Consider the following 20,284-nt stretch of genomic DNA (forward strand, 5'->3'; position numbering starts at 1 on the left):
CTCAGCTCAACCAGAACTTCGGCGTCGCCGGCTCCAGCCTTCCGCCGACGCGCACCGGCGCGATCTTCAGCGCGAGGCCGGTGGCATCATCCGTCTCCACGGCGACGCCGCTCAGCGTCGCAGCGCCCGCCGCCGGCTCGAATCGTCCCGACGGAATCCCCGACGTGAACCTGCGCAGCGGCTCTTCCTTCTGCATGCCGATGATGGAATCGTAGTCGCCGGTCATGCCGGCGTCGGTCATGTAGGCGGTGCCGCCCGCGAGGATCTGGTGGTCGGCGGTCGGCACATGGGTGTGCGTGCCGACGACGAGGCTGGCGCGGCCGTCGCAGAAGAAGCCGATGCCCTGCTTCTCGCTGCTTGCCTCGCAATGGAAGTCGACGACGATGGCGTCCGCAGCGACGCCGAGCGGACAGGCGCCAAGCTCACGCTCCAGCGCCGCGAAGGGATCGTCGAACGGGGTCATGAAGACGCGGCCCAAGGCGTTGACGACGAGCGCATGCTTGCCGTTCTTGGTTTCGACCAGGGCTGCGCCGCGGCCGGGCGTGCCGCGCGGATAGTTCGCGGGCCGGATCAGGCGCTCGGCACGCTCGATGAACACCAGGGCTTCACGCTGGTCCCAGGAATGGTTGCCGAGCGTGACCGCGTCGGCACCGGCGTCGAGAAACTCCTGATAGATCGCTTCCGTGATGCCGAAGCCGCCCGCGGAATTCTCGCCGTTGACGACGACGAAATCGAGCGACCAATCCTTGACCATGCCGGGCAGATATTCGGCGATTGCCGTGCGTCCTGCACGGCCGACGACGTCACCCACGAAGAGAATGCGCAACTTCAGAACTCCGGAAATCGAACACGTCCGATTCCGTTAGCACATAATCCAGCGCGACGTCGTGGGATAGTGCCGGAACCGCCTTGATCTCCTGCGCTGCAAAAGCGAGCCCGATGCCGACGATATTCTTGGCCTTGCGCAAATGCGCGAAGGTGAAGTCGTAATGCCCCGCGCCATAGCCGATGCGATGGCCAAGACGATCGAACGCCGCCAGCGGCGTCAGCATGATATCCGGGATGACTTCGCTTGCGGCCGGCGACGGCTCGGGAATGCCGAGCGGACCGAGCATCAGGCGATCGTTCGGATGGAAGATGCGGAAGATCAGCGACTGGCCGCGCGCGGTGACGCAAGGCAGCGCCAGCTTTGCGCCCTGCTCGGCGAGCTTCTGCAGCAGCGGCATCGGATCGATCTCGCTGCGGATCGGCGAATAGCCGGAGACGATGCTGCCGGGCAAGAGATCGAACGGCAGTCCGCGCTTGGCGAGCTTTGCGGCGGCAGCGCTGCGCTTCTTCTCGCTGAGCGCATCGCGCGCCGCGAGGGCTTTGGCGCGGAGCTCGGCTTTGGAGTTGGGCATTCGCTTTGGTCCCCCACGTCGTCACCCGCGAATGCGGTGATCCAGTATTCCAGAGGCGGCAGTGATTCACACAAAGGCCGCGGCGTACTGGATGCCCCGCCAAGCCGGGGCATGACACCTGTTGACTGGCCGCAGTCGTTTCAACAGGCACAAACCAAGCAAACAAAAGTGCGAAGCCGCGTACGCCGTTGAAGCACTCGATCCCGGAGTTCCCTACGAAAGTAGGTGGGCACCATATGTCCGGGCCCACGGGCCCGGCCAGGGACAGTTCCCTAAAGGATCGATAAGGCCCCGGGGATATATGGCTCCTGACGCGCGTCGCAGCCTCGCCCGCGCAATGTAACAACGATACTGACGAATCGCCAGCCCGGCGAGCGGGTCGCTTTCGCGGCCCTCGCTCGCAATGCCACCCTCCCCTGGAGGGGGAGGGTCGCTACGCATGCAGCGAAGCGAAATGCGTAGCGGGGTGGGGTGACGGTCTCTCCACCTCCAACAGTGTTCGTGTGGAGAGATCACCCCACCCCGCTCGCGCTACGCGCGATCGACCCTCCCCCTCCAGGGGAGGGTGAACGTCAGCCGATCGCGATGCCGTTGCCGACGGTCCGGTTCAGGACCTGGGTCGACTTCTCGATGCGTTCGGCCGCCGCGTTCAGGGCATTCACCACGGCGGTCTGCGTCATCCTGGCGCGCTCGACCTCGGCGTTGCGGAAGTCCCTGAGCTCGGTCAGCTCCTGCTCCATGGTGCGGACACGGTTGCCGGCATCGACCAGCTCGTCGCAGACGGTCAGCGCCGCCATCACGGTGAGGCGCGCATCGCCGATCTCGCCGAATTTTCCGCGCAGCGATTGGATCCGCGTCTCCAGGCTTTCCGCGAGCTTGAGCAGCCGCACCTCCTGGCCCTCCTCGCAGGCCATGCGGTATTGCCGGCCATTGATGGTGACGTTGATGTGGCTCATCCGTCCTCTCCGGTATCGAGCACCGAGCGTATCGTGACGATCGCGGAATCCAGCCGATCGGAAATCTCGCGATTGGTGCGCTCGAGCTTGCGCGCCTTCACCAGCGCGCCGTCGAGCTCGTCGGCGAGCCGCGAGCGGTCCGCGCCGAGCGCCTGGATTCGCGCCGCAAGCTCGTTCTCGTCGCGATCGGCGTCGCGCCGCCGCTCGACCGCGCTTTCGAGCGCGTCGAGCGCCGACATCAGCCTGCGGGTCGCGATCTCGATCTCGACCGCGGAGGACTCCGTCATGGCGGAACTGTTGGACACGCGATCGTTCATGTAGTCAGCGGCGGAACCTATGGCCCTTGCCCAGTGGCCTTTTCCTGGGGCGTGCCGTCCGGCAAAAGACTCGGTTCGGCAAGCGGTTAGAAGCAGAAATTTACGTGGCAAGCTAGCCGAGCGCAACGCCGCCGCGAAACTATGCACTGCTAGATCAGGCGCGGATCATCCCGACCCGTGGGTTCCTGCCTGCGCGATCACCTCCGAAACGGGACTCCACTTTCGGAGCGTGCCGCAGGCAACTTTTACGGCCGAATCGGCGTTTGACTGCCTTGGACTCCCGGAACCGAGGTGCTATCCCAGCCCCGACCTTCAGTGGCCGCCAGGCTCCTCCCGCGCGGGCGTACACCGCCTCCAAGCGCCTCATTTCAGACGGATTTCAGACATGACGCAGGTCGATCACACCCGTATGGCCAACGCGATCCGCGGCCTTTCGATGGACGCCGTCGAGAAGGCGAAATCGGGTCATCCCGGCCTGCCGATGGGTGCCGCCGACATCGCCACGGTGCTGTTCACGCAATTCCTGAAATTCGACGCCGCCGCGCCCGCCTGGCCCGACCGCGACCGCTTCGTGCTCTCGGCCGGCCACGGCTCGATGCTGCTCTATTCGCTGCTGTATTTGACCGGCAATTCCGAGATGACGCTGGACCAGATCAAGCAGTTCCGCCAGGTCGACTCGCTGACCCCGGGGCACCCCGAGAATTTCCGCACCAGGGGTATCGAGACCACGACCGGCCCGCTCGGCCAGGGCATCTCGACCGCGGTCGGCATGGCGCTCGCCGAGAAGATGCTCGCTGCCGAGTTCGGCAAGAAGATCGTCGATCACCACACCTATGTGCTCGCCTCCGACGGCGACCTGATGGAAGGCGTGTCGCAGGAAGCGATCGCGATGGCCGGGCACTGGAAGCTCAACAAGATGATCGTGCTCTACGACGACAACGGCATCTCGATCGACGGCCCGACCTCGATCTCCGATTCCGTCGACCAGGTGAAGCGCTTCAAGTCGGCGGGCTGGGCCGCCGAGAGAATCGACGGTCACGATCAGGCGGCGATCGCCGACGCCATCACGCGCGCGAAGAAATCCGGCAAGCCGACGCTGATCGCCTGCCGCACCACCATCGGTTTCGGCGCGCCGCACAAGCAGGGCACCTCGAAGGTGCATGGCGAGGCGTTAGGGGCCGAGGAGCTCACGGCCGCCAAGGAAAATCTCGGCATCTCGCTCGAGCCGTTCGCGGTCGCCGACGACGTGCTGAAGGCGTGGCGTGACGCCGGCAGCCGCGGCGCCGCGGCGCGCCAGGAATGGGAGGGCCGGCTCGGCGAGCTCGGCAGCCGCAAGCGCGCAGAATTCGAGCGGCGCCTGCGCCATGAACGTCCCGCCTCGCTCGCAAAGGCCGTGCGCGCATACAAGAAGGAATTGCTGGAAAAGCCGATGACCGCGGCGACCCGCAAATCCTCGGAAGCCGTGATCGAAGTCATCGCCGGCGCGATGCCGATGGAATTCCTGGCCGGCTCGGCCGATCTCACCGGCTCCAACAACAACAAGGCGAAATCGGCGACCGCGTTCTCGGCCAAGACGCCGAAGGGCCGCTTCATCCATTACGGGATTCGCGAGCACGGCATGGCCGCGGCGATGAACGGCATTTTCCTGCATGGCGGCTTCGCGCCGAACGGTGCGACCTTCCTGGTGTTCACCGACTATGCACGTCCTGCGATGCGCCTTGCCGCGCTGATGGGCTCGGGCGTCGTCTACGTGATGACGCACGATTCCATCGGCCTCGGCGAAGACGGCCCGACCCACCAGCCGATCGAGCATCTCGCCGCGCTTCGCGCCATTCCCAACATGCGCGTGTTCCGTCCCTGCGATTCCATCGAGGTCGCCGAGTGCTGGGAGCTTGCGCTCAACCGCATCGACGGCCCGACCGTGCTGGCGCTGACGCGCCAGAACCTGCCGCAGCTGCGCTCCACCGTGCCGAACGACAACCCTTGCGCACAGGGCGCCTACGAGCTGGTCGCAGCCCAGGGCGAAGCCAAGGCGACGCTGTTCGCCTCCGGCTCCGAGGTCGAGATCGCGGTCGCCGCCCAGAAGCAGCTCGCCGAACGCGGCATCGCGTCACGGGTTGTTTCTGTTCCCTCGCTCGAGCTGTTGTTAGCGCAACCAGAGGCCAAGCGCGCCGCCATCATCGGCAACGCGCCGGTCAAGATCGCGATCGAGGCCGCCGTGCGTTGGGGCTGGGATGCCGTGATCGGCCAGGATGGCGAATTCATCGGCATGCATTCGTTCGGCGAAAGCGGCCCTGCAAAGGAGCTTTACAAGCATTTCGGCATTACCGCCGAGGCCGCGGTTAACGCTGTGCTGAAGCGCGTTTCCTGAGAGTTGAGCTTGCCGCAAAAAAGGACTACGTAGTCTCTCATATGATCAAGCACCGCCCGGCCGAACCGGGCGCCCGCCCCTAAAAAACCCTCGCAGGCGCGCATAGCGCGTTGTGCGGGATGACAACGGTCATTGAAGGAGACGAAACATGGCAGTCCGCGTCGGAATTAACGGTTTTGGCCGCATCGGCCGCAACATCCTGCGGGCCATCGCCGAGTCCGGCCGCAAGGACATCGAGGTCGTCGGCATCAACGATCTCGGTCCGGTCGAGACCAACGCCCATCTGCTTCGTTTCGACAGCGTCCATGGCCGCTTCCCCGGCACCGTGACCGTCGACGGCGACTCGATCAATCTCGGTGGCGGCAAGATCAAGGTGACCGCCGAGCGCGATCCCTCGAAGCTGCCGTGGAAGGATCTCGGCGTCGACATCGCGATGGAATGCACCGGCATCTTCACCTCGAAGGACAAGGCGTCCGCGCATCTGACCGCCGGCGCCAAGCGCGTGCTGGTCTCCGCGCCCGCCGACGGCGCCGACGCCACCATCGTCTACGGCGTCAACCACGAGACGCTGACCAAGGAGCACCTGGTCATCTCGAACGGCTCCTGCACAACCAACTGCCTGGCGCCGGTCGCCAAGGTGCTGAACGATCTCGTCGGCATCGAGACCGGCTTCATGACCACGATCCACGCCTATACCGGCGACCAGCCGACGCTCGATACGATGCACAAGGATCTCTATCGCGGCCGCGCGGCGGCGATGTCGATGATCCCGACATCGACGGGTGCTGCGAAGGCGATCGGCCTCGTGCTGCCGGAGCTCAAGGGCAAGCTCGACGGCGTCGCGATCCGCGTGCCGACCCCGAACGTCTCGGTCGTCGACCTCAAGATCATCGCCAAGCGCGCCACCGACGCCAAGGAGATCAACGCGGCGATGAAGCGCGCCAGCGAGCAGCAGCTCAAGGGCATCCTCGGCTACACCACCGCGCCGAACGTCTCGATCGACTTCAACCACGACCCGCACTCCTCGACCTTCCACGAGGACCAGACCAAGGTGCAGAACGGCACGCTGGTGCGCGTGATGTCCTGGTACGACAACGAGTGGGGCTTCTCGAACCGCATGGCGGACACCGCCGTCGCGATCGCGAAGGTGATCTAAGCAAGGTCTCGTGTCCCGGACGCGGCGCAGCGCTAAGCGCTGCTCCGCAGAGCCGGGACCCATTCAATTGCGGGACTCGCTGTCATGTGGGTCCCGGTTCTGCAGCGCATCGCTCCGCGCTGCGCTGCGCCCGGGACAAGAGAGATGGCCAACAAATTCCGTACCCTCGACGACGTCGATGTGAAGGGCAAGCGCGTGCTGCTGCGCGTCGACCTCAACGTGCCCATGGACAATGGCCGCGTCAGCGACACGACCCGGCTCGAGCGCGTCGCGCCGACCATCACCGAGATCTCGGACAAGGGCGGCAAGGTCATCCTGCTCGCCCATTTCGGCCGGCCGAAGGGGCGCGATGCCAAGGACTCGCTCAAGCCTGTCGCTGAAGCGCTGTCGAAGGTGGTGAAGAAGCCGGTCGCTTTCGCCGACGACTGCATCGGCGAGCCCGCGGCGAAGGCCGTCGCTGGCCTGAACGACGGCGACATCCTGTGTCTCGAAAATACCCGCTTCCACAAGGAAGAGGAAAAGAACGATCCGGCCTTCGTCGCGGAGCTGGCGAAGCTCGGCGACATCTGGGTCAATGACGCGTTCTCGGCGGCGCACCGCGCCCACGCCACGACCGAAGGCCTCGGCCACAAGCTGCCGGCCTATGCCGGCCGCACCATGCAGGCCGAGTTAGATGCGCTGGAGAAGGCGCTGGGCTCGCCGACCAAGCCTGTCATCGCCATCATCGGCGGCGCAAAGGTCTCGACCAAGATCGACCTGCTCGAAAATCTCGTGAGCAAGGTCGACGCGCTCGTGATCGGCGGCGGCATGGCCAACACCTTCCTGCACGCCCAGGGCGTCGGCGTCGGCAAGTCGCTGGCCGAGAAGGATCTCGCGCCGACCGCGCTGCGCATCATGGAGAAGGCGGAAGCCGCCAACTGCGCCATCATCCTCCCGGTCGACGCCACCGTCGCCTATCATTTCGCGGCCAACGCGCCGTCGCACGCCTATGGGCTCGATGCGATCCCGGCCGACGGCATGATCCTCGACGTCGGGCCGCAATCGATCGCCCGCGTCCACGCCGCGATCGACGACGCGGCGACCTTGGTCTGGAACGGACCGCTCGGCGCCTTCGAGATGCAGCCGTTCGATCGCGGCACGGTCGCAGCCGCCCGGCACGCCGCCGAGCGCACCAAGGCCAAGAAGCTGATCTCGATCGCAGGCGGCGGCGACACCGTCGCGGCGCTCAACCAGGCCCATGTGGCCGGTGACTTCACCTATGTCTCGACCGCCGGTGGCGCGTTCCTCGAATGGATGGAAGGCAAGCCTCTGCCCGGCGTCGAGGTTTTGCGCGTCAAGTAAGCCAGATCGGCGAGTAATCAGCGGCCCCGCAAGGCCCCAACGGGAGAAAAAGACAGATGGCTCGGATCACGTTACGTCAATTGCTCGACCACGCGGCAGAGAACGATTACGGCGTACCGGCCTTCAACATCAACAATATGGAGCAGGCGCTGGCGATCATGGACGCGGCCAACCAGGTCGATGCGCCCGTCATCATCCAGGCCTCGCGCGGTGCGCGCTCCTACGCCAACGACATCATGCTCAAGCACATGATGGACGCGGTCACCGAAATCTATCCGCACATCCCGGTCTGCGTGCATCTCGACCACGGCAACGAGGCGGCGACCTGCATGACCGCGATCCAGGCCGGCTTCACCTCGGTGATGATGGACGGCTCGCTCAAGGCCGACGGCAAGACCCCCGGCGATTGGGGCTACAATGTCGGCGTCACCAAGACCGTGACCGACATGGCCCATCTCGGCGGCATTTCGGTGGAAGGCGAGCTCGGCGTGCTCGGCTCGCTCGAGACCGGCATGGGCGACAAGGAAGACGGCCACGGCGCCGAGGGCAAGCTCAGCCACGACCAGCTCCTGACCAATCCGGACGAGGCCGTGAAGTTCGTCCAGGAGACCAGGGTCGACGCGCTCGCGATCGCGATGGGGACCTCGCACGGCGCCTACAAGTTCACCCGCAAGCCGGACGGCGACATCCTCGCCATGAACGTGATCGAGGAGATCCACCGCAAGCTGCCGAACACGCATCTGGTGATGCACGGCTCCTCCTCGGTGCCGCAGGACCTGCAGGAGATCATCAACGCCAATGGCGGCAAGATGAAGCCGACCTGGGGCGTGCCGGTGGCCGAGATCCAGCGCGGCATCAAGAACGGCGTGCGCAAGATCAACATCGACACCGACAACCGCATGGCCATGACCGGCCAGATCCGGAAAGTGCTCAAGGACAATCCGGAAGAGTTCGATCCGCGCAAATATCTGAAGCCGGCGATGGAAGCCATGACCAAGCTGTGCAAGCAGCGGCTCCAGGAGTTCAACACCGCGGGCCAGGCCTCCAAGATCAAGAAGGTCCTGACCACCGCCGAGATGGCCAAGCGCTACGCCAAGGGCGAGCTGGATCCGAAGGTCGCGTAATCCCCTCGAGCCCATTCCCGGGTCATTCCGGGACACGCCAACGGGCCCGCGCGAATGCGCGGCACGATGACAGGCTCCGCGTGGGCCCGGAATCCATAACCACAGCCTGGGGTTATGGATTCCGGGCCTGCGCCTTTCGGCGCATCCCGGAATGACGGAAAGCCCCTTACCCCTGCGACGAACGTTAACTCGGCAATTGCCCGAGAACGGTCTATTTTCACGGGCAAGGGCAGAATCGTTTTGGGAGGACCTCTCGATGAATCTGACTGAGCTCAACAGAATCGCGACCGCCATGGTCGTATCAGGCAAGGGAATCCTCGCCGCCGACGAATCCTCGGGCACCATCAAGAAGCGTTTTGACGCGATCGGCGTGGACTCGACCGAAGACAACCGCCGCGACTATCGCGAGATGCTGTTCCGCTCCACGGAGGCCATGAGCCAGTATATTTCCGGCGTGATCCTCTATGACGAGACGATCTGGCAGGATGCCAAGGACGGCACGCCGCTGGTGAAGCTGATCGAACAGAGCGGCGCCATTCCCGGCATCAAGGTGGACGAAGGCACGCAGGCCCTGCCGATGTGCCCGGGCGAGCTCGTGACGGTCGGGCTCGACAGGCTCGCCGAACGGCTGAAGAAGTACTATGAGCGCGGCGCGCGCTTCGCAAAATGGCGCGCGGTGATCGACATCGGCAGCGGCATCCCCTCGATGACCGCGATCAGCGTCAACGCCCATGCGCTGGCGCGCTATGCCGCGCTGTGCCAGGCCGCACAGATCGTGCCGATCGTCGAGCCCGAGGTGTTGATGGACGGTGATCACGACATCGACCGCTGCTATGAGGTGACCACCCGCGTGCTCAACAAGACGTTTCAGGAATTGCGCGTGCAGCGCGTCGCGCTCGAAGGCATGGTGCTCAAGCCCAACATGGCGATATCCGGCAAGAAGTCCCCGAAGCAGGCCTCCGTCGAGGAGGTCGCGGAAAAGACGGTCCGGCTGCTCAAGGCCTGCGTGCCCGCGGCGGTGCCCGGCATCGCCTTCCTCTCCGGCGGCCAATCGGATGAAGAGGCGACCGCGCATCTCAACGCCATGCACAAGCTCGGTCCGCTGCCCTGGGGCCTGACCTTCTCTTACGGCCGCGCCCTGCAGGCCGCACCGCAGAAGGCCTGGTCCGGCAAGGCCGAGAACGTCGCGGCCGGCCAGCGCGCCTTCAGCCATCGCGCGCGCATGAACGGCCTCGCCTCCAAGGGCGAATGGCAAAGTAGCCTGGAAAAGAAGGCAGCCTAGATCTTGTCGAACAAACCGCCTCCGCCGCGCCCGGCGCCGCGCCTCTATCTCGCGACGCCCGTCGTCGATGATCCCGTTGCGCTCGTCGCCGAGCTGCCGGGCCTGCTCGCCGCCGCCGACGTCGCAGCCGTGCTGCTGCGGCTGAAGGAGACCGACCAGCGCACCATGATCTCGCGCATCAAGGCGCTCGCGCCGCCGGTGCAGAAAGCGGGCGCCGCCCTGCTCGTCGAGGACCATGCCGAGCTGGTCGCGCGCGGCGGCGCCGACGGCGCGCACCTCCCCGGCATCGCCGCGCTGAAAGAGGCACTGCCATCGCTCAAGCCCGATCGCATCGCCGGGGTTGGCGGGCTGACGACGCGGCACCATTCCATGGATGCGGGCGAGATGGGAGCGGATTACGTGCTGTTCGGCGAGCCCGATGCGAAAGGCCAGCGCCCCTCGGCGCAAGCGATCGCGGAACGGCTCGACTGGTGGGCCGAGCTGTTCGAGCCGCCCTGCGTCGGCTTTGCCATGTCGCTGCAGGAAGCCCACGACTTTGCTGCCAGTGGCGCCGATTTCGTCCTGGTCGGCGAGTTCATCTGGGCCGATCCGCGCGGGCCCAAGGCCGCGCTGATCGAGGTCGACGCTGCGATCAAGAAAGCCCATGCGACGGCGACGGCCAGCCAAAATCCTGCGAGCCAGGAGCACGGCTAGCGCCCAACATGAAGCTTCCCTGCATCACCATGCTGGCCACGCTGCTGCTCACAGTGCCCGCAGCCGCGCAGCTCCAGATCACCCCGCCGGATGCGACGCCGAGCGCGCCTGCCGAGAAGCAAAAGCCCAAGCCGCACACGATCACCAAGAAGAAGGAGGCCGCGCCGGCGCCGAAGCCGTCAGCTTCGCCCAAGCCGACCTCCTCGCCCAAGCCGGCGACCGTGATCCCTGCGCCTTCCAGCGACAATTCCAATGTCGATCTGGTGTTCGGCGCCTATCAGCGCGGCCAGTACAAGACCGCGTTCGACCTCGCCACCGCCCGCGCGCAAGCCGGTGATCCCAAGGCGATGACCATGCTCGGCGAGCTCTATTCCAATGCCATGGGCATGCGGCGCGACTACGCCAAGGCAGCCGAATGGTACAAGCGCGCGGCCGATGCCGGCGACCGCGAGGCGATGTTCGCGCTATCCATGCTGCGCATTTCGGGCCGCGGCGGCCCGATCGACAAGAGCGAGGCGGTCAAGCTGATGGCGTCCGCCGCCAAGCTCGGCGAGCCCAGGGCGGCCTATAACCTCGCTCTGCTCTATCTCGACGGCCAGACCCTGCCGCAGGACGTGAAGCGCTCGGCCGAGCTGCTACGCCAGGCCGCCGATGCAGGCCTGCCCGAGGCGCAATACGCGCTGGCGACCTTCTACAAGGAGGGCACCGGCGTGCCGAAGGACCCGGAACGCTCGGTGCGGCTCCTCCAGGCCGCTTCGCTCGCCGACAATGTCGACGCCGAGGTCGAATATGCCATCGCCATGTTCAACGGCACCGGCACCCCGAAGAACCAGCCGGCTGCCGTCGCCCTGCTCCGCAAGGCCTCCCGCCAGGGCAGCGCGATCGCGCAGAACCGGCTGGCGTGGGTGCTGATCAACGGCGTGGGCACGTCCGTGGACAAGGTCGAGGGCTTCAAATGGCACCTGGTGGCCAAAACCGCCGGCAAGGGCGACCCGGAGCTCGACAAGCAATTGTCCGACCTGCCCGCCGAGGACCGGACCAAGGCGGAGGCCGCCGCCAAGAAATGGCTCGGGACCAAATGACTTGACGCAATGACTTGACCTGAGGGCCCTTGCAGGGCACCCAATCCCCAAACAGGCGCGATTTCCCGCCCTTTCCCCCGATCAAGACCAGAGCTCATGCTGTATTCCGCCACTATCAACGTCATGGTCAAAGCCGCGCGGCGCGCCGGCCGCAGCCTCAAGCGCGATCTCGGCGAGATCGAGCATCTGCAGGTCTCGCTGAAGGGGCCGGCCAATTTCGTCTCGCTCGCCGACAAGCGTGCCGAGGAGATTCTCTACCAGGACCTCGCCAAGGCGCGGCCCGGCTACGGCTTCATCGGCGAGGAGGGTGGCACCCGCGAGGGCTCCGACAAGAGCCACACCTGGATCGTCGATCCGCTCGACGGCACCACCAACTTCCTGCACGGCATCCCGCAATTCGCGATCTCGATCGGCCTCGTGCGCGAGGGTACGATCATTGCGGGCGTGATCTACAATCCCGCCAATGACGAGCTCTACATCGCCGAGCGCGGCAAGGGCGCCTTCCTCAACGACCAGCGCCTGCGCGTCGCCGGCCGCCGCCAGCTCAACGAATGCGTGGTGGCCTGCGGCCTGCCCCATATCGGCCGCGGCGATCACGAGGAATTCCGCCGCGAGATGACCGCGATCCAGGACCGCGTCGCGGGCCTGCGCCGCTTCGGCGCCGCCTCGCTCGACCTCGCCTTCGTCGCCGCCGGCCGCCTCGACGGCTATTGGGAGCGCAATTTGCAATCCTGGGACATCGCCGCCGGCATGCTGATGGTGCGCGAAGCGGGGGGAACGGTGAGCGATATCGCAACGCCGGGGGATGCGCTGATCACCGGGCACGTGGTGTGCGGGAATGAGTACGTGCACGGGGAGCTGGTGAAGATTTTGCGGAAGCCTGCGTAGCAGTAGACGCGCGAGCCAATCACTCCGCTGAGACGCTAGTGGGATCCGGAGAAGCCGCCGCGTACTGGATGCCCCGCCCCCGTGCGCAATTGCGCACCAGGCTGGGCATGACAGTTTGCCTTATGACTTGACCGGCGCCGGCGGGCCGTACGGCTCGCCTTGCTTCGCCGCCTTCGGCTCCCTGTCCCCCGCCAGCACGCGCTGCACCGAGACGAAGAACACCGGCACCATCAAGAGAGCCAGGATCACCACGGCGATCATGCCGCCCATCACGATGCTGCCGAGCGCCTGCTGGCTGGCGCCGCCGGCACCGTGCGCGATGGCCATCGGCAGCACGCCGCAGATGAAGGCGAGGCCCGTCATCAGGATCGGGCGGAAGCGCAGGCGGCAGGCCTCGATGGTGGCTTCCACCAGCGGCTTGCCTTCTTTGCGCAGATCCTTGGCGAATTCGATGATCAGGATCGCGTCCTTTGCCGCAAGGCCGATGATGGTGATCAGGCCGACGGTGAAATAGACGTCGTTGGGCAGGCCGCGCAGCATGGCCGCGATCACCGCGCCGACGATGCCGAGCGGCACGGTGAGCAGAACCGCGAGCGGAATGGTCCAGCTCTCGTAGAGCGCGGCGAGGCACAGGAACACCACGAACACCGACAGACCGAGCAGGAACGGCGCCTGCGAGCCCGACAGCTTCTCCTGGAGCGACTGACCGGTCCATTCGTAACCGAAGCCGCGCGGCAGCCGGCCGGCAAGGCGCTCCATCTCGGCGATCGCATCACCCGAGGTGAAGCCGGGCTTGGCCTCGCCGGAGATGCGCACTGCCGGATAATAGTTGAAGCCTGCGATCTGGGTCGGGCCTCGCGCCCATTCCACCGTGGCGAAGGACGAGAACGGCACCAACTGGCCGCGGCTGTTCTTGACGTTGTAGTTGAGAATGTCCTCGGTCCGCATGCGGTCGCGGGCGTCGGCCTGCACCACGACGCGCTGCATGCGGCCGCGGTTCGGGAAGTCGTTGATGTAGTTCGAGCCAAGATTGGTCGAGATCGTGTTGTTGATGTCCTCGAAGGTGACGCCGAAGGCGCCGGCCTTCTCGCGGTCGATCATGAGATTGACCACTCCGGCCTCCGGCAGGCCCTCGACATAGACCTTCTGAAGCACGGAACTGGCGTTGGCTTCCGCGATCAACTGATCGGCGGCGCGCATCAAGGCCGGATAGCCCTTCTGTCCGCGGTCCTGGAGGCGGAACGAGAAGCCCGACGAATTGCCGAGATTGTCGATCGGCGGCGGCTGCAGCGCGGAGATTTTGGCATCGCGGATCGACGCCCCCAGATCGCGATTGATGTCGTTGACGATCGATGCGGCGGAATCCTTCGGTCCACGCTCCGACCAGTCCTTCAGCGTGATGAAGGCCTGCGCGGTGTTCATGCCCTGGCCGGAGAAGCTGAAGCCGGTGAGGAAGGTGACATCTTTCACGCCCGGCCGTTCGGCGAGATATTTCTCGACCTTCTCGATCACGGCCTCGGTGCGGGGATAGGACGAATCCGACGGCGTCTGCACGTCGGTGGTGACGAAGCCCTGGTCGTCGATCGGCAGGAAGCCGCCCGGCAGGCTGACGAAGGCCCAGGACAGGCCGACGAGCAGCGCGACATAGACCAGCATCAGCCGGCCGGTCCGCTTCAGCGAGAAGCCGACGGTGCGCGCGTAGCGCAACCGGCAGGCCTCGAGCATATGATTGAACCGGCTGAACACGAAGTTGGTCGAATGGCCATGCCCCTTGGCAATGGGCTTGAGCAGCGTCGCGCACAGCGCCGGCGTCAGCGAGAGCGCGAGGAAGGCGGAGAAGCCGATCGCCGCGACCATGGTGACCGAGAACTGGCGGTAGATGATGCCGACCGATCCCGGGAAGAACGCCATCGGCACGAACACCGCCATCAGCACCAGCGTGATGCCGATGATGGCGCCCGTGATCTGCGACATCGCCTTGCGTGTCGCTTCCTTCGGCGACAGGCCTTCCTCGGCCATGATGCGCTCGACGTTCTCGACCACGACGATGGCGTCGTCGACGAGGATGCCGACCGCGAGCACCATGCCGAACATCGAGAGCATGTTGATGGAGTAGCCGGCGAGCAGCAGCGTGGTGCAGGCGCCGAGAAGCGCCACCGGCACCACGATGGTCGGGATGATGGTGTAGCGAATGTTCTGCAGAAACAGGAACATCACCACGAACACCAGCACCACGGCTTCGACCAGCGTCATCAGCACCTTCTTGATCGAGGCCTCGACCACGGGCGTGATGTTGTAGGGAATCTCGTAGGAGATGTTGGCCGGGAAGAACCGCGACAGCTCCTTCATCTTCTCTTCGACCGCGCTCGCGGTCGCCAGCGCATTGCCGGTCGGCGACATCAGCACCGAGAGACCGGCGGTCGGCTTGCCGTTCAGGCGCGTGTTGAACTGGTAGCTGAGGCCGCCGACCTCGATACGTGCGACGTCGCGCAGGCGCACGGTCGAGCCGTCGGCATTGGCGCGCAGGATGATGGCGCCGAATTCATCCGGGGAAGAGAGCTGGCCCTTGACCAGCACCAGTGAGGAAGTGCGCTGGCTCGACGTCGAGGGCTCGGCGCCGATGCTGCCCGAGGCGACTTGCGCGTTCTGCGCGGCAATCGCCTTGTTGACGTCGTCGGCGGTAAGCCCGTAGCCGACGAGCTTGGCCGGATCGACCCAGACGCGAAGCGAGCGCTCGGTCGAATAGAGCGTGGCGCGGCCGACGCCGGGGATGCGGCGGACTTCGCCGAGCACGTTGCGGATCATGAAGTCGCCGAGCCCGACCTCGTCGAGGCTGCCGTCGGTCGAATTCAGCGTGATGATCTGGAGCACCGCGCTCGAGGCTTCCTCGATCAGGATACCCTGCTGAATCACCGCGCGCGGCAGGCGCGCCTCGACCCGCTTGATGCGGTTCTGCACCTCGACCGAGGCCGCGCTGGTATCGGTGCCGGGCACGAAATTGGCGATGATCTCGACCTGGCCGAGCGAGTCGCTGGTCGATTCGAAATTGAGGATGCCGGAGGCGCCGTTGAGCTCCTCCTCGATCAGGCGCGTGACGCTGTTGTAGAGGTTTTCGGGCGAGGCGCCGGGATAGCTGGTCGAGATCGAGATCGAGGGCGGCGCGATGATCGGATATTGCGCGATCGGCAGCAGCGGCACGGCAATCGCGCCGATCAAGCAGATGAACAGCGCGACCACCCAGGCAAAGATTGGCCTGTCGATGAAGAAACTCGCCATAGCGCGTTACCGCGTGAGCTTCTGGGCGTGCCGGTTGTCCGCGGTCGCGTCCGCCTCCGACCAGGATTGCGGCTTGACCTTGTCGCCGGCGGCGAACTTCTGGAAGCCTTCGACCACGACCTTGTCGCCGGCCTTCAGGCCTTCGGTGACGAACCAGATTCCGTCCTGCACCGAACCCGTGCGCACCGGCTGCACCGCGATGTGGTTGTCGTCCTTGACGACGAACACCTCGCTGCCGCCGCCGCCATTGCGCTGGATCGCCTGCTGCGGCACCGCGATCGCGTCGCTATCGAGACCCTGGTCGATGCGGACGCGGACATACATGCCCGGCAGCAGTTCGCGCTTGGGATTGGGGAACTCGCCGCGCAACGTCACCTGCCCGGTGTGGGCATCGACCTTGGCGTCGGAGAACAGCAGCTTGCCGTCGAGCGAATAGAGCGTGTTGTCGTCGAGCACCAGATGCACCTTGGCGGCATCGGAGGCGATGCGCTCGAGGTCGCCGGTCTCGAAGGCGCGGCGGAGCTGGTTGAGCTCGTTCACCGACTGGGTGAAGTCGGCATAGATCGGATCGAGCTGCTGAATGGTGGCGAGATTGGTCTCGTTCTGCACGGCGAGCGCACCCTCGCTGACGAGAGCCGCACCGACGACGCCGTCGATCGGCGCGCGCACGGTGGCATAGTCGAGATTGAGCTTGGCACGCGAGAGTTCCGCCTTGCGTCCCTCGACCTCGGCATGGGCCTGACGCTCGGCCGCAATCGCCTTTTCGTTCTCGGCTTCCGGGGCGGCGCGGTCCTTGGTGAGCGCAGCGACGCGGCGTGCCTGCTGGTGCGCCTGCATCGCAGCGGCCTCGGCCTTGGCGAGCGCCGCCTCGTTCGCCAGCACCTCGACCTCGAACGGGCGCGGATCGATGCGGTAGAGCGGATCGCCGGCCTTCACCTCACTGCCCTGGCGGAACAAGCGCTCGACCACGATGCCGGAGACGCGCGGCCGCACGTCGGAGACGCGCGTCGGCGCGATGCGGCCGGGCAATTCCCGGACCACGGCGCGCGGCTGCGGCTTGACGATGACGATGCTGACGTCCGGATAGGCGGGCGGAGCGGCAGACACGGCGGAGCTGGATTCGTCGCAAGCACCAAGCAGCGGCGCCAGGGCCGCGAGCATCATTGCAACGCATGCCGATCGCGCGCGAAGTCCTGACATGAAGTTAAGTGCCCCGATGTTGTTGAAACTGATCACGCTCCGCGCGCGGCCCGTTCTGGGCGATTCCGTGCGGCTGATGCCGTCAAGATAGAATGCACCTGCTGCGATGCAACGCATGCTGCGGGCGGCTCATTGTCACACAATGTATCCTGTTGAACTTATGCAGCTTTTATGGACTCACCTGATTGTGAGACAGGTTCCATCGCGGCGTGCTGCGGCGGAACATCGCAACGAAACGTTACGGACTGCAGAGTACACTCAAAGGCCACGGTTCCTCGGACTACGCGAATTCCCTGCGACATCGCATGAATCACCAGGTGACGCGAACACCTCCGCTACCCCTGTAATGGCGGTTGTCCGCGCTGTTGTTGAGGCTCGTATTGTAAGTGCCCTCGCCGAAGATGGTGTAGCGCCCGTTGGCCCAGCTGTAGCTGCCGCCACCGCCGATGCTGCCCCACAGCCGATCTTGCGCATTTGCAAATCCGGTACCTGCCACGTCCACATTGGTGCCGCCGAGGAACTCGTAACGCAGATTGGCAATGCCGTAGACATCGGAACGCACGATACCCGTGCCATCGTTCCAGGTCCTCTGATGGTTGAGGGCAAGGCCGGCGCGGCCGAGCAGGCTGTCAGCATCGCGCAACGACACCGGCGCGCCGAACCGATCGGCAAAGCTGTCGAAAGCGACCTTCGAATAGGAGAGCTGCGCCTGAGGCGTCAGTGACCAGCCACGGCCAATGCCGATCCGCTTGCCGGTTTCGGCGCTGAAGGCATAGCCGAACCCTTCATTGCCGTGGATCAGGCTGCCGGCCAGCACGGACGACAGATCGCTGCGGTAGAACATCGACTGCGCCTGACCGTCGACATAGAAGCCGTTGTCGCCATACCAGGTGAGCGTGCTGCCCACCCCCGTTCCCTCGACGCGGATACGACCATTGCCGAAGAACGAGGCGACATTGGCGGTGGTCAGGCCATATTGCGCGGTGAGGCCGACGAACAACTGGCCCCGCTCGTTCTCGAGCACGAGGCCATCGAGTCCTGTCTGCACCTTCAAATGATCGGCCTTGTAGGTCGAGCCGGTGGTGTTGGAGGACTGCAAGTCGGAATGCCCGCCTTCGATGCGGCCCCAGAACGCCGTGGGCGCCGGCGGAGCCACGCCCGGCACCGGCGCGGCGCCGGCGCGCGCCATCGCATCGCTGCCGCCCCAATAGCGGTTGCCGACGCGCTGCTGCAGCGTCGGCAGATCGTTGATGCCGAGCATCACCTGCGCGTAGTTCTCGTAAAGCGGAACGCCCGGCTGATAGAGCGGACCGGGCGGCGTCGCCACCGGCGGATTGAGCAGGCTCGAGCGCAGGTACCAATCGCCGTCGGCGGGACTGGCGATGCCGTTCTTCTGCAATGTATAGGCATAGGCGCCGCCGACCACGGCCTGTTCGCCGTGAAAGACGTAGCTGCCCAGAAGCGAAAAACTGCCGTTGGACGCTCCGACCACGTCGATCACCTTGATGCCTTCGGTGGTCTGCGCACCGGCGCCGCCGACATTGGTGACACGCAGCGACGACGCGCCCGACGTGCTTCCCTGCACCCGCAACAGGTCGGTCGGCGAGCCGTCGCCGCCGAGCCGGCTGTTGAGCTCCACGATTCCGCCATTGCCGAGATAATTGCCGGTCACTGTCAGCGTCGTTCCCGGCGCACCGCCGAGGGTGACCGTGCCGGCATTGCCGAGCGAGGCGAGCGTCTGATTGAAGCCGGCGAGGTCGAGCGTGCCGCCGGCGGCGACCGTGATGGCCGAGGCCGCGCTGAATGTGTTTGTGGCTCCGGCGCGGAGAGTACCGCCGTTCACAGTCGTCGCGCCGTTGTAAGTATTGGCTCCCGCCAGCGTCTGGATGCCGCCGGTGAGCGTCAGACCGCCGGTGCCACCGATCACACCGGCGAACTGATCGTTCGCGTTGGTGATGGTGAGGTTCTTCGCGCCAAGCGCGACGGCGCCAGTTCCGGCCAGGCTTTGAATGCTCGTGCCGGCGGCCGTGATGCCCGAGACGCTGAAGGTTCCGTTTGCGACGACCCGGCTTGACGCGGCAACCGAGCCACTACTGGCGAGCGCAAGCGTGCCGGCCTGGATCACCGTAGCACCGGTATAGGTATTGGCGGCGCGGAGATTGAAGGTGCCCGCGCCAGTCTTGGTCATTCCGCCAACGCCGGAAAAGCCGCTGTTCGCGCTTACAGTGAAGGCCTGCGTGTCGACAGTCAGACCGCCCGCGGCGATATTGAGGCTTCCCGGCACGAATGCGGAGATGAAGCCGACGCTGTTTATTCGGGCGCGCAGGATGGCATTATTGAAATTGACCTGGCCAGTTCCTCCCCCACCGGGGCGAGACAGGATGGTCGTCTCGAGCGTGCTGCCGCCGTCGATATTGAGCGTGCCCGTGCCGGCGGCGAAGCTTCCGAGCAACACTCCTGCTTGGGCGACAACTCTGGCGCCGTTCTGAATGTTGAGTGTACCATTGCCACTGGCGCCGATTTCGATCTGAGCGCCGGATGTAGTCCATTGTGATCCGGCCCCGCTGACGGTGACGGTGCCGTTGCTTCCGCCTGCGACTCCAATCGCAATCGTCGCGCCACTGGTCGTCAGCGTGCTGCCGTTCTGAATTGTCAGGTTGCCGAATGATCCGGTCGTATTGCCGACGGTCAGTCGACCTGTCGCGCCGGCAGCAGCACCGCCTACGCCGAGGATCGTCGGGTTTGGCGACGTCGTATTGATGTTGACGAGGTTGCCCGCGATTGGGACCGCGCCACCGGACCAGTTGCTCCCGACCGTCCAGTCGCTGCTTGTCGTTCCGGCCCAGCTTTGGGCCGAAGCAGACCGGGGGGACAGCGCTATCAGCGCCGCCGCTGCCGCGCTCGCCAGCTGCAAGCGAAGCATTCGGGTCCGGGGGTTGCTGGATGGAGAGCGCTGCGTCCGATTCGGACTCCTGTGCAGCGAATCATCGTGGTGTGGTCGGGTTGAGGCAGCCCCGATGCATTCGCGCATGCTCATTCCAATTGCGTCCGCGCCGTTCGAGGGTGCGGATTTCTTGTCGTGTCGTCCACGAGGGACAACCACGACGATAGGCGAGCGGAAACGTTCAGACAACAATTGCCACATGTTCCTACAAAGAAAGCACGCGGCGTGTGCCGTTTGGGCAACGAAAGACACTT

Annotated in this window: 15 protein-coding genes and 1 other RNA gene; 8 read left to right on the plus strand and 8 right to left on the minus strand. The window is 65.3% G+C overall.

The features are described from left to right. Window position 1: 1 nt before the first annotated feature. The 5 genes from CIT37_RS35890 to CIT37_RS35910 form a co-directional block, all read right to left on the minus strand. A complete protein-coding gene (locus tag CIT37_RS35890; protein ID WP_161966267.1) occupies window positions 2–826 on the minus strand; it encodes a TIGR00282 family metallophosphoesterase in 825 nt (274 codons plus the stop codon). After that, window positions 804–1,400: a 5-formyltetrahydrofolate cyclo-ligase gene (locus tag CIT37_RS35895; protein ID WP_028142024.1), complete on the minus strand. Its 597-nt coding sequence runs from the start codon at window positions 1,398–1,400 to the stop codon at window positions 804–806. The genes CIT37_RS35890 and CIT37_RS35895 overlap by 23 nt, the downstream gene beginning before the upstream one ends. 169 nt (window positions 1,401–1,569) lie before the next feature. Beyond that, window positions 1,570–1,730: non-coding RNA, 6S RNA (gene ssrS / locus CIT37_RS35900), on the minus strand. A gap of 242 nt (window positions 1,731–1,972) precedes the next feature. Then, window positions 1,973–2,356, minus strand: a complete 384-nt coding sequence (locus tag CIT37_RS35905) for a cell division protein ZapA (protein WP_095424699.1) — start codon at window positions 2,354–2,356, stop codon at window positions 1,973–1,975. After that, window positions 2,353–2,673: a DUF4164 domain-containing protein gene (locus tag CIT37_RS35910; protein WP_028142025.1), complete on the minus strand. Its 321-nt coding sequence runs from the start codon at window positions 2,671–2,673 to the stop codon at window positions 2,353–2,355. Before CIT37_RS35910 ends, CIT37_RS35905 begins: the two co-directional genes overlap by 4 nt. Window positions 2,674–3,058: 385 nt before the next feature. Here CIT37_RS35910 and tkt point away from each other — a divergent pair, with 385 nt between their 5' ends. The 8 genes from tkt (at window position 3,059) to CIT37_RS35950 (ending at window position 12,610) form a co-directional block, all read left to right on the plus strand. After that, window positions 3,059–5,044, plus strand: coding sequence for a transketolase (gene tkt, locus CIT37_RS35915; RefSeq protein ID WP_095424698.1), 1,986 nt, complete (start codon window positions 3,059–3,061; stop codon window positions 5,042–5,044). A 148-nt stretch (window positions 5,045–5,192) separates the two neighbouring features. Beyond that, window positions 5,193–6,200, plus strand: coding sequence for a type I glyceraldehyde-3-phosphate dehydrogenase (gene gap, locus CIT37_RS35920; RefSeq protein ID WP_028142027.1), 1,008 nt, complete (start codon window positions 5,193–5,195; stop codon window positions 6,198–6,200). Between the two features lie 144 nt (window positions 6,201–6,344). Then, window positions 6,345–7,541, plus strand: a complete 1,197-nt coding sequence (locus CIT37_RS35925; protein WP_095424697.1) for a phosphoglycerate kinase — start codon at window positions 6,345–6,347, stop codon at window positions 7,539–7,541. Window positions 7,542–7,597: 56 nt separating this feature from the next. After that, window positions 7,598–8,665 carry a class II fructose-bisphosphate aldolase gene (gene fba / locus CIT37_RS35930; protein ID WP_028142029.1) on the plus strand — a complete coding sequence of 356 codons (1,068 nt, stop codon included), beginning with the start codon at window positions 7,598–7,600 and terminating at the stop codon, window positions 8,663–8,665. Window positions 8,666–8,921: 256 nt separating this feature from the next. Continuing rightward, window positions 8,922–9,947: a class I fructose-bisphosphate aldolase gene (locus CIT37_RS35935; protein ID WP_028142030.1), complete on the plus strand. Its 1,026-nt coding sequence runs from the start codon at window positions 8,922–8,924 to the stop codon at window positions 9,945–9,947. A gap of 3 nt (window positions 9,948–9,950) precedes the next feature. Beyond that, a complete protein-coding gene (locus CIT37_RS35940; RefSeq protein WP_038950778.1) occupies window positions 9,951–10,640 on the plus strand; it encodes a thiamine phosphate synthase in 690 nt (229 codons plus the stop codon). An 8-nt stretch (window positions 10,641–10,648) separates the two neighbouring features. Then, window positions 10,649–11,722 (plus strand): tetratricopeptide repeat protein, encoded by a 1,074-nt coding sequence (locus CIT37_RS35945; protein ID WP_095424696.1) that lies wholly within the window; start codon window positions 10,649–10,651, stop codon window positions 11,720–11,722. A 96-nt stretch (window positions 11,723–11,818) separates the two neighbouring features. Then, window positions 11,819–12,610, plus strand: coding sequence for an inositol monophosphatase family protein (locus CIT37_RS35950; RefSeq protein WP_038950776.1), 792 nt, complete (start codon window positions 11,819–11,821; stop codon window positions 12,608–12,610). 120 nt (window positions 12,611–12,730) lie between these two features. Here CIT37_RS35950 and CIT37_RS35955 read toward each other — a convergent pair whose 3' ends face one another. The 3 genes from CIT37_RS35955 to CIT37_RS35965 all read right to left on the minus strand — a co-directional run bounded on the left by CIT37_RS35955 (window position 12,731) and on the right by CIT37_RS35965 (window position 20,282). Beyond that, window positions 12,731–15,886, minus strand: coding sequence for a multidrug efflux RND transporter permease subunit (locus CIT37_RS35955; RefSeq protein WP_095424695.1), 3,156 nt, complete (start codon window positions 15,884–15,886; stop codon window positions 12,731–12,733). Window positions 15,887–15,892: 6 nt separating this feature from the next. Then, window positions 15,893–17,086 carry an efflux RND transporter periplasmic adaptor subunit gene (locus tag CIT37_RS35960; protein WP_085968065.1) on the minus strand — a complete coding sequence of 398 codons (1,194 nt, stop codon included), beginning with the start codon at window positions 17,084–17,086 and terminating at the stop codon, window positions 15,893–15,895. 310 nt (window positions 17,087–17,396) lie between these two features. After that, a complete protein-coding gene (locus CIT37_RS35965; protein ID WP_244611329.1) occupies window positions 17,397–20,282 on the minus strand; it encodes an autotransporter family protein in 2,886 nt (961 codons plus the stop codon). Between the last annotated feature and the right edge of the window lie 2 nt (window positions 20,283–20,284).

Source organism: Bradyrhizobium ottawaense, assembly GCF_002278135.3.
GTDB classification, from domain to species: domain Bacteria; phylum Pseudomonadota; class Alphaproteobacteria; order Rhizobiales; family Xanthobacteraceae; genus Bradyrhizobium; species Bradyrhizobium ottawaense.

Coding starts and splice junctions, on each gene's coding strand:
- CIT37_RS35895 (WP_028142024.1), bottom strand. CDS start 1,400: ATGCCCAACTCCAAAGCCGAGCTCCGCGCCAAAGCCCTCGCGGCGCGC.
- CIT37_RS35905 (WP_095424699.1), bottom strand. CDS start 2,356: ATGAGCCACATCAACGTCACCATCAATGGCCGGCAATACCGCATGGCC.
- CIT37_RS35910 (WP_028142025.1), bottom strand. CDS start 2,673: ATGAACGATCGCGTGTCCAACAGTTCCGCCATGACGGAGTCCTCCGCG.
- tkt (WP_095424698.1), top strand. CDS start 3,059: ATGACGCAGGTCGATCACACCCGTATGGCCAACGCGATCCGCGGCCTT.
- gap (WP_028142027.1), top strand. CDS start 5,193: ATGGCAGTCCGCGTCGGAATTAACGGTTTTGGCCGCATCGGCCGCAAC.
- CIT37_RS35925 (WP_095424697.1), top strand. CDS start 6,345: ATGGCCAACAAATTCCGTACCCTCGACGACGTCGATGTGAAGGGCAAG.
- fba (WP_028142029.1), top strand. CDS start 7,598: ATGGCTCGGATCACGTTACGTCAATTGCTCGACCACGCGGCAGAGAAC.
- CIT37_RS35935 (WP_028142030.1), top strand. CDS start 8,922: ATGAATCTGACTGAGCTCAACAGAATCGCGACCGCCATGGTCGTATCA.
- CIT37_RS35945 (WP_095424696.1), top strand. CDS start 10,649: ATGAAGCTTCCCTGCATCACCATGCTGGCCACGCTGCTGCTCACAGTG.
- CIT37_RS35950 (WP_038950776.1), top strand. CDS start 11,819: ATGCTGTATTCCGCCACTATCAACGTCATGGTCAAAGCCGCGCGGCGC.
- CIT37_RS35955 (WP_095424695.1), bottom strand. CDS start 15,886: ATGGCGAGTTTCTTCATCGACAGGCCAATCTTTGCCTGGGTGGTCGCG.
- CIT37_RS35960 (WP_085968065.1), bottom strand. CDS start 17,086: ATGTCAGGACTTCGCGCGCGATCGGCATGCGTTGCAATGATGCTCGCG.